This is a genomic window from Arthrobacter sp. NPDC093125 (genome assembly GCF_044754225.1).
Taxonomy (GTDB): Bacteria; Actinomycetota; Actinomycetes; order Actinomycetales; family Micrococcaceae; genus Arthrobacter.
Genome location: NZ_JBIVOQ010000001.1, coordinates 250001 through 262623, shown reverse-complemented (window position 1 = coordinate 262623; position 12623 = coordinate 250001). Strand labels below are relative to the sequence as shown.

The following is a 12623-nucleotide window of genomic DNA, read 5'->3' as shown; positions in this document are numbered from 1 at the left end:
CGGCCAGACTAAAATGGTTTCTTGCCGCCGGGCGAAAGACATGGCGGGAATCTTCAGGGCTGTGAGGGGAAACCGTGGCGCGCACAACTGACCGGGCTCAGCGCGGCGGCCACTCGGGTGTAAGCATCGAGGACGTGGCTGCCGCCGCCGGGGTATCCACGGCCACGGTTTCCCGTGCCGTCCGCGGTCTCCCTCGGGTTTCGCCTGCCACCCGGGAAAAGATCCTCGAAGTAGCCGGTGCCCTGGGTTACGTTGCATCGTCGTCGGCTTCCGGCCTGGCCACCGGCCGTACCAAGACCATCGGCGTGCTGGCGCCCTTCGTCAGCCGCTGGTTCTTCTCGAAGGCCATCGAAGGCGCCGACCGTGAACTTCACGCCCGGCAGTACAACCTGTCACTGTTCAACCTCGGGGGCCACGGCAGCCACCGCGAGCGGCTGTTCAGCAAGACCATGGTCTACAAGCAGATCGATGCACTCCTGGTGCTGTGTATGGCGCTGTCCCGCGAGGAGCTGGACCACCTGCAGAAAATCGACATTCCCCTGGTGGTGGTGGGCGGCCACGTCGAGGAATGTGCCTACATCGGCATTGACGACTATGCCGCTGCGTCCACGGCCGTGAAACACCTGATCGACCTGGGCCACCGTGACATCGCCCTGCTCCACGGCGACGACGAGACCGACCTGAACTTTGACGTCCCGCGCGTCCGGATCCTGGCGTTCCAGGATGTCATGACGGCGGCAGGGCTGGAGGTCCGTCCGGAGTGGGACGAATGGGGAGACTTCACTGTGCGCAGCGGACAGGAGGCCTTCCGGCGGCTCTGGGGACAATCAGGGCCGAAACCAACCGCCATCTTCTGCGCCTCCGACGAGATGGCTATGGGCGTTATCTTCGAGGCGAACAGGGTGGGCGTCCGGGTCCCCGAGGACCTCTCGGTCATTGGCATCGACGACCACGACTTCTCGGACGCCATGGGCCTCACCACGGTGGGCCAGCGGCCTGATGAGCAGGCGGAGCTGGGCACCAAGATGCTCCTTGACGAACTGATCGGCATCACGGACTCCGTGCGCTCCGCCGTCGCACCCCACCGGCTGATCGTCAGGCGGACGACGGCGCCACCGCGTCCCGGCGCCGGCCGCTGACGGGGCCTCAGCGGGTCAGGACGCCCGCGCCAGCTGGCGGATCGGGATCCAGCGCGACGCCAACCGCCGGTAGGCGGCCGCGGCGCCGGTCATGTCGCCCTCCGCGAGGCACTCGATGCCGAGGCGCACATCCATGGGGGAGTCATCCGGGTAAACCTTGTCTGCCACTGCGCCGTAGTCCAGCTCCACCATGGACCCCACGTGGAAGAGCTCCAGCCACTCGGTGAGCTGGGTCAGGTCATCGAGCATGTCGAGGTCCGGTGCTGCCAGCGCGAGGTTCGCCACTGCGTACCGCACCCGGTCGAGTGCCTCTGTGATCGGAGCCCAGACGCGGACGGTGAGGATCCGGCCGCCGGCCTCCACCACGTCCTGCGGATCTGACTCAAGGAACAGGGAGAACCAGCTGAAGGGGATCCCCCACGTGGAGGCCCGGGTGTGCACCCGGGAGGCGCCTTCGCGGGCGCTGACCAGGTCGATCCGCTCCTGGTGCCGATCCCGCTGCTCCTCCGGAATGAGAAGCTCAGCCAGCGGCCCGTGGATCCCCTCCATCAGCGCGTTGGCGGCCAGTCCTGCACGCAGCACAAGCTGGCTGGGGCAGTAGAGGAGGCCGACACCGTCGGCCAGCGCCGCATCCTCTCCATCCTTGGACTCGTCCTCCACAGGCACCCCGGGGGCGCGTGTAACGCGGACCAGGTCCGTCCGCCCGGTAGGGAACGGATCCCCGCCCGGCCGGGTAATGCGGCCGAGGGAGGCCAGCAGTTCGGCATTTTCGACGGCGGCGCGTGACGCGGCCCGGTCGCCGGCGGCCTTGAGCGCGGCGCGCTGGTCCTCGGGAAAAGCTTCCAGAGGCTCATAAACGCGCAGCGTGGACGAGAACGGCAGCCCCGCCTGTCCCCGGTAAAGGCTTCCGGTCATGTATGCCTGCCTGTCACGAGTCTGTCGCCATCAGTCGGCCAGCTCCGCAATCACGGGGGCATGGTCGGAGGCGCCCTTGCCTTTGCGTTCCTCACGGTCGATCGCTGCGCCGCTCACCCGTGAGGCCAGGGCCGGTGAGGCCAGGATGAAGTCGATGCGCATGCCCTCCTTCTTCGGGAAGCGCAGCTGGGTGTAGTCCCAGTAGGTGTAGACGCCCGGGCCGGGGGTGTGCGGCCGGACCACGTCGGTGAAGCCGACCTGTTCGAAGGCTCGGAAGGCGGCCCGCTCGGGTTCGCTGACGTGAGTGTAGCCCTGGGTGAGGAACAGGTCGATGTCCCAGACGTCGTCGTCTGTGGGCGCGATGTTCCAGTCACCCATCAGTGCGACCTGTGCCTCGGGGTTGTCAGCGATCCAGCCTGCTGCCTGGTTCTTGAGGCTGTCGAGCCACTTGAGCTTGTAGGGCATGTGCTCATCGTTCAGCGCCCGGCCGTTGGGCACGTAGAGGCTCCAGACCCGGACGCCGCCGCACGTCGCTGCCATGGCGCGTGCCTCCTGCACGGGGTCCTTGCCGGCCTTGCCGAACACGGGCTGGTCCACGAAACCGCGCTCAACGTCCTCGATCCCCACACGGGATGCGATGGCCACGCCGTTCCACTGGTTGACGCCGAAGTGCGCCACCTCGTAGCCCATCCGTTCGAAGAGCTCCCAGGGAAAATTGTCGTCCTTGCACTTGGTCTCCTGGATGGCCAGGACGTCGCAGTCAGAACGCTGCAGCCAGGCCTCCACACGGTCGGCACGGGCACGGAGCGAGTTCACATTCCAGGTAGCTATCTTCACAGTCCTAACTTACCGAACTTGGGGCCAGGGTGAACGGGCCGATCTGCTGATCGCGGCTTGCGACTCTGGAATTTAGTAGGAAGTCCGAGTATATTCAGCACCAGAATGACCTGGGTCACACAATGCAAAGGAGCATTCCATCATGGTGCACGAACTGTCCCACTACGTTGACGGCCGCAGGAAAGAAGGCACTTCTGGCCGCTTCAGCGACGTCTATGATCCCTGCACCGGCGAGGTGCAGGCGAGGCTTCCGCTGGCCAGCCGCGAGGAAGTCAGAACCATCATTGCCAGTGCCGAGAAGGCCCAGCAGGAGTGGGGTGCCATGAACCCGCAGCGGCGGGCGCGGATCCTGCTCCGGTTCGTGGACCTCGTGAATGACAACCTGGAGGAACTGGCCAGGCTGCTTTCCTCTGAGCACGGCAAGACGATTGCCGACGCCAAGGGCGACATTATGCGCGGCATCGAGGTGGTGGAGTTTTCCGCCGCCGCCCCGCACCTGCTTAAGGGCGAGTTCTCCGACAACGCTGCCACCGGCATCGACATCCACTCCATGCGCCAGCCCCTGGGCGTGGTTGCCGGCATCACCCCGTTCAACTTCCCCGCCATGATTCCGCTGTGGAAGTCCGGGCCGGCCCTTGCGGCAGGCAACTCCTTCATCCTCAAGCCGTCCGAACGTGATCCGTCCGTGCCCCTGCGTCTGGCAGAGCTGTACACGGAGGCTGGGATCCCGGACGGCGTGTTCAACGTGGTCAACGGGGACAAGGAAGCGGTGGATGCGCTGCTGGAGGACGACCGCGTCAAGGCCATTGGCTTCGTCGGTTCCACGCCCATCGCCCAGTACATCTACGCGACGGCCGCCGCCCACGGCAAGCGCGCGCAGTGCTTCGGCGGCGCCAAGAACCATATGGTGATCATGCCGGATGCGGACCTCGACATGGCGGCCGACGCTCTGATCGGCGCGGGCTACGGCTCCGCCGGTGAGCGGTGCATGGCCATTTCCGTGGCGGTTCCCGTGGGGAAGGACACGGCCGATGTGCTGGTCTCCAAGCTGGAGGAGCGGGTCAAGCACCTGAAGGTTGGCCACAGCCTCGACAAGGATTCGGACTTCGGCCCCGTGGTGGCGGAAGCGGCCAAGGAACGGATCGAGGGCTACATCCAGTCCGGCGTGGACGCCGGCGCCACGCTCGTCGCGGACGGCCGCGGGCTCACCGTGGACGGCTACGAGGGCGGATTCTGGATCGGACCCACGCTTTTCGACAACGTCACCAAGGACATGAAGATCTACAAGGAGGAGATTTTCGGGCCGGTGCTCAGCGTGCTCCGCGCTTCCGACTACGACGAAGCCCTGCGCCTGTGCAGCGAGCACGAGTTCGGCAACGGCGTGGCCATCTTCACGCGCGACGGGGATGCGGCCCGCGACTTTGCCAGCCGGGTCCAGGTGGGCATGGTGGGCGTCAACGTCCCCATTCCGGTGCCTCTTGCCTACTACACGTTCGGCGGATGGAAGGCATCGGGCTTTGGTGACCTCAACCAGCACGGCCCCGACGCCTTCCGTTTCTACACCAAGACCAAGACCGTGACCTCCCGCTGGCCCTCCGGTATCCGCCAGGGCGCCAGCTTCACCATGCCGGAAGGAAGCTGATGACTGCTGAACGGGCGGAAGGCCCTGCAGACGAGGTTTTATTCGTCCGGCGCGGCCGCCTCGGCGTCATCACGCTGAACCGCCCCAAGGCGGTTAACGCGCTCAACGCAGGAATGGTGGCGGCCATGACGGAGCAGCTCGCCGCCTGGGAGCACGACGACGGTGTGGCCTCCGTTCTGGTGGAGGGTGCCGGTGAGCGGGGCTTATGTGCGGGCGGTGACATCGTGGCCATTTACCGCGACATCCTCACCGGTGGCGAGGAAACGGCACGTTTCTGGGAAGCGGAGTACCGGCTGAATTCGTTCATCTCCCGCTATCCCAAGCCCTACGTCGCGATGATGGACGGCCTTGTGCTGGGCGGCGGCGTTGGTATCTCAGCCCACGGTTCCGTCCGCATCGTCACCGAGCGGACCAGGACCGGCATGCCGGAAACCACCATCGGCTTCGTCCCCGACGTCGGCGGCACCCTGCTGCTCGCACGCGCACCGGGGGAGGCCGGCACCCATGCGGCGCTGACCGGCGCCCACCTGGACGCGTCCGATGCCCTGTTCCTCGGCCTGGCGGACCACTTTGTTCCGTCCGCAAAGCTCCCCGACCTCGCAGCGGCGCTGGAAAACGAAACCCCGGAAGCCGCCGTCGGGCGCTTCACCGACAAGGCGCCCTCCTCCGGTTTGGAGGCGCAGCGGGACTGGATCGACACCTGCTACGCCACTGACGACGCGGAGGAGATCCTCCGGCGGCTGCGCGCGGCAGGCGGAGAAGCGGCGAAGGCGGCGGACACCATCGAATCGAAATCACCCACCTCGGTGAAAGTGACCCTCGCAGCACTGCGCAGGGCCCGCGGACTGAGCCTGGACGAAGCCCTCACGGAGGAGTACCGGGTTGGTCTTCGATGCCTGGCCGGACCGGACTTCCGCGAAGGCATCCGCGCGCAGGTGGTGGACAAGGACCGCAACCCGCAGTGGCGGCCGCCGACCCTGTCGGAAGTGCAGGCGCACGACGTCGAGCGGTACTTTGCGCCGTTGGGCGAGAGGGAACTGGTTCTGTTGGAAAGGGAGAGCGACCATGCCTGAGCAGGCAGGACAGGATGTTGCCGGAGCAGCGGACGATGCCGGGGGCCGCAAGGAGCACATTGCCTTCCTTGGACTCGGCCACATGGGCGGGCCGATGGCAGTCAACCTCGCCAAGGCGGGCTACACCGTGGCGGGATATGACGTGGTGCCGGCGGCTCTGGAGGCCGCCCGGGCGCACGGCGTCCCCACGGTCGGCAGCGCGGCCGACGCCGTGGCCGGAGCCGACGTTGTCCTCACCATGTTTCCCAGCGGCCGTCACGTGCTGGACGCCTACCAGGGCAGAGACGGGCAGCCCGGGCTGCTCGCCGCGGCTGCTCCGGACACCATGTTCCTGGACTGCTCCACGATCAACGTGGACGAGGCGCGGGACGCGGCGCAGCTTGCGCGCGAGGCCGGCCACCGGGCCGTGGACGCGCCGGTTTCAGGCGGAGTGGTAGGGGCCGAGGCAGGCACGCTGACGTTCATGGTGGGCGCGCTGCCGGAGGATTTTGAAACCGTGCGGCCGATTCTGGACGTGATGGGCAAACGCGTCGTGCACTGCGGGGACCACGGGGCCGGACAGGCCGCGAAAGTCTGCAACAACCTGATCCTGGGGGCGTCCATGATCGCCGTCAGCGAGGCCTTCGTCCTCGGCGAGAAACTGGGGCTGACCCACCAGGCACTGTTCGACGTCGCCTCCGCGGCATCCGGCCAGTGCTGGGCCCTGACCACGAACTGCCCGGTTCCGGGGCCGGTGCCCACCAGCCCCGCCAACCGCGACTACCAGCCGGGGTTTGCCGGGGCCCTGATGGCGAAGGACCTGAAGCTGGCCCTGAACGCTATCCAGAGCACCGGCGTCGCGGCCCGCATTGGCCCGCTGGCCTCAGAAATCTACGACGCCTTTGCGGCAGAAGGCGGGGCCGGACGGGATTTCTCCGGCATCATCACGGACATCAGGGACAAATCCGGTAAGTAGTCTTAGCTTTGGTAGCAGGACCAAACCACGTGAGAGGGACACATGACGCAGGAGTACGGGAACATTCTGGTGGAGCGCCGCGGGCGTGTGGGACTTGTGACCCTGAACCGGCCCGAGGCCCTGAACGCCCTGAACAAGGCGACCCTGGATGAGCTCGTAGCCGCGGTGTCTGAGATGGACGCGGACCCCGGCGTGGGCGCTGTCGTCCTCACCGGGTCCGGGAAGGCCTTCGCCGCCGGTGCCGATATCAAGGAAATGGCGTCAAAGGGCTACATGGAGATGTACGACGCCGACTGGTTCCGCGGCTGGGAAGACCTGACCAGACTGCGGATTCCGTTGATCGCCGCCGTCTCCGGCTTCGCCCTGGGCGGCGGCTGCGAACTGGCGATGATGTGCGACATCATCATCGCCGGGGACAACGCCAAGTTCGGGCAGCCTGAGATCAACCTGGGAGTGGTGCCCGGCATGGGCGGCTCCCAGCGGCTCACGCGGGCCGTGGGCAAGGCCAAAGCCATGGACATGATCCTGACCGGCCGGTTCATCGGCGCCGAGGAGGCAGAACGGTCCGGGCTTGTCTCCAGGGTGGTGCCCGCAGGGGACACCGTGGAGGAAGCCCTGAAGGCAGCAGAGGTCATCGCCTCCAAGTCCAAACCTGCCGCCATGCTGGCCAAAGAAGCAGTCAACGCGGCCTTCGAGACGGGGCTGGCCCAGGGTGTGCTGTTCGAACGCCGCCTGTTCCATTCGCTTTTTGCGACCGAGGACCAGAAAGAAGGCATGGTGGCATTCACCGAGAAGCGCGAGCCGGAGTTCAGGCACCGGTGAACATCCCCCTAGCGGAACAGCGCGCGGCGCAGAGGACCTCCGTGCGTGTGGTCCCCGCGGCCATGCTGTCGCTGTCCGGCTTTCTCCTCTTTGCCCTGCACCAGCAACTCTTCGGCTACGCGCTGCTGGTGGGTGCACTGGCAATTGCCGCACTGGTAGACCGGGCTCTGCTCCGTGATCTCCTGCTCATCGCCGTCGGCATCCTGGTGATCAGCGCCGTCCCCATCACCACCGATGTCAGTACGGAGCACATGCTCGTCATGGGGTCCGCCATGATCGCGGCCGTGGGCATTCCCTATGCCGTGTCGCGCTGGGTAACCAAGGAACACGCCATTGTCTTCCCGGTGATGACCGGCAACAAATGGACCCGCGGGGAGAAGTTATACCTGCCCGTGGTGGTGGTGCTGGGCTACGCAGTGCTGCCCGTGTACATGATCCGGACAGGGGTCTACAACAACTGGCCGGCGGTCCACGATCCCGACGGCATCGCGAGGCTCTTCATTGGAACCAACGCCCTGGGCATCTGGGACGAGCTGTTTTTTATCTGCACCACTTTCGCGCTGCTGCGCCGTCATCTGCCCGACTGGCAGGCCAATATCCTGCAGGCAATCCTGTTCACATCGTTCCTGTGGGAGCTGGGGTTCAAGGCGTGGGCACCGCTGTTCATCTTCCCGTTCGCACTCCTGCAGGCGCGCATTTTCACGGTGACCAAGTCACTGTCCTATATCGTCGCGGTCCATCTGTTGTTCGACTTCGTGCTGTTCCTCGTCCTGCTGCACGCCCATAACAGGGAATGGTTCGACATATTCCTCTACTGAGCCCGCTGGGGGATGGCCGCAGGGGCTCCGAAAAGCCACGCCGCAACGTCGCTCCGCAGGATCTGGTGCGGGCTGCCCGTGGCGCTGACGCTTCCGGTGGGTACGTAGTAGCCGCGCCCTTCCCCGGGACCCCCGGCGGCGCGGTCCAGCGCCTCGACCAGATGCCGGCTCAGGTGGCCGTGCGGCCCCGCCTCCCGCAGGCCCTCAAGTTCATGCGGAGCAAGACGCCCCAGAACAGCGGCAATGTCGGCCATGATCGTTCCCCTCCTCGCCCAGGTTCCCCGCCCATGGGTCTTAGGAGAGCAACGTTAGGGCACGGGAATTAACGCCGGGTGAAATTCCGGCGGCGATCAGGGAACAACTCCGAAGCGCGCTAAGCGCCGTGGCTTCAGCCCGCCGTCTGAAGGTTTGCGGAGGGATGCCGGACAGAGCCGAGAAGCCCGCCGGCCGCTTCCAGGACGCCCCTGACATCGGAGCAGGAAAGCTCGTAGAAGAGCCGGCCGTCCTTGCGCGAGGGGATGATCAGGTGCTGGCGCCGGAGGATGCCCAGGTGCTGGGAAAGATTCGAGGCCTCCAGGCCGGTGTTATCCCGCAGCCGGCTCACCGCGACAGGGCCGTCAGCCAGCATCTCGAGGATGAGGATCCGCGCCGGATGTCCCATCGACTTAAAAAGGTCTGCTTTTGTGTCGCTCAGGATCAGGTCACCTGGCATGTCATCCATCATGGATTTCCTCCGCTGCAGTCCCCAATCCGATGCAGACGCCGCGAACTGCCACGCCTAGAGTCAAGTATAGAGACAGAACGGTCTGTCCTAGACCATCAATTTTTCAACTGCCGTGCTCCAACATCTTAGCGCCACTTTCAGGGTACGCATTAGCAGGCTCTGCCGCGAGCAACCCTTGCAAAACCGTCCGTTCTAGTTCACAATTTCATAAATTCATCAATTCGCTTCCTGCTGCATGCGGGGCGAGAGTCAGGTCTGCCTGGACTGCTTCCGGTGCCAATGGCGTCACCGGAAGCCTTGGTAGTCTGCATAATTGGGGAGGGCGCTGTGGCCGGTATGTTTGAAATTTTCCTTGACTCTGATGCATCGTTTAGATTTCAGCTCACAGCCCCGGACGGCACGGTGCTGGCTGTATCCCGCGCCTTTCCCGACAGGGATGCCGCGATAAACGGTATTGCTGCGGCCCGGGAGTATGCAGGCATGGGGCACGTAAGGGAGCTGCCGCCGTCGGCCGGCGAACGCCCGACTCCCCGCCCGGCCGCTGGGTCCGCAGCAGGTTTTCCTGACAAGCGGCGCGACCACACGGGACGTGCCGACCCGTGGCAGGTGCGCAGGACGTCCCGCCCCGTCCGCCAGAGGGTTTCGACCTCCGCCAATTACTCGCCCGGCACCTGAGAATGGACGAACCGGGTGTGGCTGAAGGAGACTCGACGCTTCAGCCGAAAAGCCTCAAGACATACTCCAGCGCCCTCGGCGGCGCAGACTGCCTAGCAGGCACATTCCATTACGACGCGCTGAGCCAGGAACTGCAGTGGTCCGACGAGGTCTATGCCCTCCACGGATACCAGCGCGGCGAGATCGTGCCGACCATCGAGCTGGTGTACTCCCACAAGCATCCGGACGACCGTGACCGCTGCCATGAAACCTTTGCAGCGGCCTGCGTCTCCGGCGGCTACTTCTGCAGCTACCACCGCCTCATTGATTCCCGGCTGCGCGAGCACCGGGTCCTCACCGCGGGAGAAGCGGTGGTGGAGTCCGGTGTGCTGCAGAGGGTGGACGGCTTCATCCTCGATCTCACCGCCACGCTTCAGTCAGAGACAGAGCGGGCGGCCCGGGCGGCGGTTGAGGGAGCGCTTGGGACGAGGAGCACCATTGAGCAGGCCAAGGGGATTCTGATGGGTTTCCTGCGGATCGGCTCGGAGGCCGCGTTCGACCTTCTCGCGACCCACAGCCAACACACCAACATCAAGTTAGCCAGCACCGCGGCGGATCTGGTGGAACTTGCCAACAACCCGCAGCAAATCGCCTTGCTGGACACCTTTGTCGCGGAACTGCAGCGCTCCATGGACCGCCGCACGCGAAAGGGAGCGGCGCAGGGCGGGTAGGCGGCCGTAGCGAAGTCTTACTCCGAGAAGTCTCCCGCCTGGCGGCGGAATTCCCCCAGGATACGGATCAGCTGGTCCACGTCACCCTCGGCAAAGCCGGAGCTGCTGAAAACCTGGGTGTTGAGCACCGCCGTCGCGCGTTTGGCCAGGGTGCGCCCCTCGGCGGTGAGCTCTATCAGCGTGGTGCGGCCATCGGTGGGGTGCGGGGACCGGACCACGAGTCCCGCCTTTTCAAGACGATCGACGGCGTTGGTCACAGACGTCGGATGAACCTGGAGCAGGGCGCTCGCCTTGTTCATCGGCAGCGCGCCGCTGCGGGCGAAGCTCAGCAGCGCCAACAGCTCGTACCGGGCGAATGTCAGGCCGAAGGGCTTCAGGGCGCCCTCGATGCGCGCCAGCAGGATCTGCTGGGTGCGCATGATCGCGGTGATCGCGGCCATGGGCGCGGCAACATCGCCCCAGCCGTGGCGTTCCCAGTTCCGCTGGGCGTCGGCAATGGGGTCGCGGGGCAGCGGCGTTGCCATGCTCATCCCTTGCTTGTGAGACCCGGGAAGTCAGCTTCCGAATATTCCGTGCCCAGGCCGTGGGGGAGTGACGGGCTGCCGGCTTCAAAGCCACTGCCGTGCCGCACTTCCTCGCTGTGCCGCAGCTCCACGCGGCGGATCTTTCCGGAAATGGTCTTTGGCAGGTCGGCGAATTCAATCCGCCGGATGCGCTTGAAAGGCGCGAGGTGATCCCGGCAGTAGCGCAGGATCTCCTCGGCGAGCTCGGGACCGGGCTCGTGCCCCGCGGCAAGGACCACGAATGCCTTGGGCACGGACAGTTTGACCGGATCGGGGGACGGGACGACGGCGGCCTCCGCCACCGCGGGATGTTCGATTAGCACGCTCTCCAGCTCGAACGGTGACAGCCGGTAGTCGGAGGACTTGAACACGTCGTCGCCGCGGCCAACGTAGGTGATCACCCCGTTCTCATCCCTGCTGGCCATGTCCCCGGTGTGGTAGTAGCCGTCGCGGAAGGCATCGGCAGTCTTGCCGGGATCGCCGTAGTACGCCTTCATCAGCCCGACGGGGCGGGGGTCCAGGCGCAAGCAAAGCTCGCCGTCGTCCGCTTCTTTTCCGGTGGCGGGATCGACAAGCACCACGTCGTACCCGGGCAGTGGTTTGCCCATGGCTCCGACCTTGACGGGCTGGCCCGGCGTGTTGGCGACCTGCACGGTTGTCTCGGTCTGGCCGAAGCCGTCGCGGATGGTCTGTCCCCAGGCCCGGTGGACCTGCCCGATCACCTCGGCATTGAGCGGTTCCCCGGCCGAAACCACTTTGGTAGGTGGATTCTTCAGGAGCGTCAGGTCTGCCTGGATGAGCATCCGCCACACCGTGGGCGGTGCACAGAAACTTGTCACCTTTTCACGTTCCATCTGCTCCATCAGGGCGCGGGCGTCGAACCGGTCGTAGTTGTAGATGAAGACGCAGGCCTCGGCGATCCACGGGGTGAATACGTTGGACCACGCGTGCTTGGCCCACCCCGGGGAGGCCACATTCAGATGGACGTCGCCGGGCTCGAGGCCGATCCAGTACATCGTGGAGAGGTGCCCCACGGGATAGGACGTGTGCGTGTGTTCCACGAGCTTGGCCTTGGACGTGGTGCCGGAGGTGAAGTACAGCAGCAAGGTCTCGTCCGCCTGGGTGGGCGCGTCCGGAGTGAACTCCGCCGACGCCGCGGCGGCCTCCGAATACTGCAGGACACCCGGCTGGCCGGTTCCCGCAGCGCCGACTTCGATAAGCCGATAGTCGCCCGGAACGTCAGCGAACTTGCCGATGTTGGAACTTCCGACGGCGGCCCAGGCCGCCTCGCCGCGCTCGACGCGGTCCTTCAGGTCCGCCGGACCCATCAGCGTGGTGGTGGGGATGAGCACGATGCCCAGCTTGATGCCGGCCAGCATGAGCTCCCAGAGTTCCACCTGGTTGCCGAGCATGATGATCATCCGGTCCCCGCGCCGCACGCCCTGGCTCCGCAGCCAGTTCGCAGCTCTGCCGGAGCTCTCTGACAGTTCTGCAAAGCTGCGGCGGGTGGCTGAGCCGTCCTGTTCCACAATCACCAGTGCGGGCTTGGCACCTGTGGCCGGATCCGCTGCCAGGGCATCGAACCAGTCGAGGGCGAAGTTGAATTCCTCGAAACGCGGCCACTGGAAGCTGTCCCGGGCCTGACCGTAGTCAGTGCGCAGGGCCAGCAGCTGGTCGCGGGCTGTGCGGAAGTCGTCAGTGACTGTCATGAGGCGCCTTTCGCCTGAAGCGTGCACGTCCTAGTGATTCA

The 12623-nt window shown here is 65.6% G+C and carries 14 protein-coding genes; 8 read left to right on the top strand and 6 right to left on the bottom strand.

Features of this window, described 5'->3' with window-relative positions:
• Nucleotides 1–74: 74 nt before the first annotated feature.
• On the top strand, nt 75–1139 hold the full coding sequence (locus ACIP9X_RS01195; RefSeq protein ID WP_400477888.1) for a LacI family DNA-binding transcriptional regulator: 1065 nt from the start codon (nt 75–77) through the stop codon (nt 1137–1139).
• Nucleotides 1140–1154: 15 nt separating this feature from the next.
• Here the strand turns inward: ACIP9X_RS01195 and ACIP9X_RS01190 are convergent, their stop codons facing one another.
• Nucleotides 1155–2054 (bottom strand): hypothetical protein, encoded by a 900-nt coding sequence (locus ACIP9X_RS01190; RefSeq protein WP_400477887.1) that lies wholly within the window; start codon nt 2052–2054, stop codon nt 1155–1157.
• Nucleotides 2055–2084: 30 nt separating this feature from the next.
• On the bottom strand, nt 2085–2891 hold the full coding sequence (locus tag ACIP9X_RS01185) for an exodeoxyribonuclease III (RefSeq protein ID WP_400477886.1): 807 nt from the start codon (nt 2889–2891) through the stop codon (nt 2085–2087).
• A gap of 142 nt (nt 2892–3033) precedes the next feature.
• Here ACIP9X_RS01185 and ACIP9X_RS01180 point away from each other — a divergent pair, with 142 nt between their 5' ends.
• From ACIP9X_RS01180 to ACIP9X_RS01160, 5 genes are all read left to right on the top strand, one after another.
• Entirely contained in the window at nt 3034–4533 is a 1500-nt protein-coding gene (locus ACIP9X_RS01180) for a CoA-acylating methylmalonate-semialdehyde dehydrogenase (protein ID WP_400477885.1), read from the top strand.
• The gene (locus tag ACIP9X_RS01175; protein ID WP_400477884.1) at nt 4533–5606 is read left to right on the top strand and encodes an enoyl-CoA hydratase/isomerase family protein; all 1074 of its coding nucleotides are present in this window, start codon (nt 4533–4535) and stop codon (nt 5604–5606) included. Before ACIP9X_RS01180 ends, ACIP9X_RS01175 begins: the two co-directional genes overlap by 1 nt.
• On the top strand, nt 5599–6561 hold the full coding sequence (gene mmsB, locus ACIP9X_RS01170; protein WP_400477883.1) for a 3-hydroxyisobutyrate dehydrogenase: 963 nt from the start codon (nt 5599–5601) through the stop codon (nt 6559–6561). Before ACIP9X_RS01175 ends, mmsB begins: the two co-directional genes overlap by 8 nt.
• Before the next feature lie 42 nt (nt 6562–6603).
• Nucleotides 6604–7383 carry an enoyl-CoA hydratase gene (locus ACIP9X_RS01165; protein ID WP_400477882.1) on the top strand — a complete coding sequence of 260 codons (780 nt, stop codon included), beginning with the start codon at nt 6604–6606 and terminating at the stop codon, nt 7381–7383.
• Between the two features lie 62 nt (nt 7384–7445).
• Nucleotides 7446–8201, top strand: a complete 756-nt coding sequence (locus tag ACIP9X_RS01160; protein WP_400478517.1) for a type II CAAX prenyl endopeptidase Rce1 family protein — start codon at nt 7446–7448, stop codon at nt 8199–8201.
• Here the strand turns inward: ACIP9X_RS01160 and ACIP9X_RS01155 are convergent.
• Both ACIP9X_RS01155 and ACIP9X_RS01150 read right to left on the bottom strand, forming a co-directional pair.
• A complete protein-coding gene (locus ACIP9X_RS01155; RefSeq protein ID WP_400477881.1) occupies nt 8195–8455 on the bottom strand; it encodes a hypothetical protein in 261 nt (86 codons plus the stop codon). The two genes, ACIP9X_RS01160 and ACIP9X_RS01155, sit on opposite strands and share 7 nt — an antisense overlap.
• A 134-nt stretch (nt 8456–8589) precedes the next feature.
• Entirely contained in the window at nt 8590–8922 is a 333-nt protein-coding gene (locus ACIP9X_RS01150; protein ID WP_400477880.1) for an ArsR/SmtB family transcription factor, read from the bottom strand.
• Nucleotides 8923–9261: 339 nt separating this feature from the next.
• On the opposite strand from ACIP9X_RS01150, the gene ACIP9X_RS01145 reads away from it, so the two are divergent.
• Together ACIP9X_RS01145 and ACIP9X_RS01140 are read left to right on the top strand one after the other, a co-directional pair.
• Nucleotides 9262–9600 (top strand): YegP family protein, encoded by a 339-nt coding sequence (locus tag ACIP9X_RS01145; protein WP_400477879.1) that lies wholly within the window; start codon nt 9262–9264, stop codon nt 9598–9600.
• Nucleotides 9601–9617: 17 nt separating this feature from the next.
• Nucleotides 9618–10310 carry a PAS and ANTAR domain-containing protein gene (locus tag ACIP9X_RS01140; RefSeq protein ID WP_400477878.1) on the top strand — a complete coding sequence of 231 codons (693 nt, stop codon included), beginning with the start codon at nt 9618–9620 and terminating at the stop codon, nt 10308–10310.
• Nucleotides 10311–10327: 17 nt separating this feature from the next.
• Here ACIP9X_RS01140 and ACIP9X_RS01135 read toward each other — a convergent pair whose 3' ends face one another.
• Together ACIP9X_RS01135 and ACIP9X_RS01130 are read right to left on the bottom strand one after the other, a co-directional pair.
• Entirely contained in the window at nt 10328–10834 is a 507-nt protein-coding gene (locus tag ACIP9X_RS01135; protein ID WP_400477877.1) for a MarR family winged helix-turn-helix transcriptional regulator, read from the bottom strand.
• Nucleotides 10835–10836: 2 nt separating this feature from the next.
• Complete coding sequence (locus tag ACIP9X_RS01130; protein WP_400477876.1) at nt 10837–12582, bottom strand: AMP-binding protein; 1746 nt, start codon at nt 12580–12582, stop codon at nt 10837–10839.
• Nucleotides 12583–12623 lie beyond the last annotated feature (41 nt).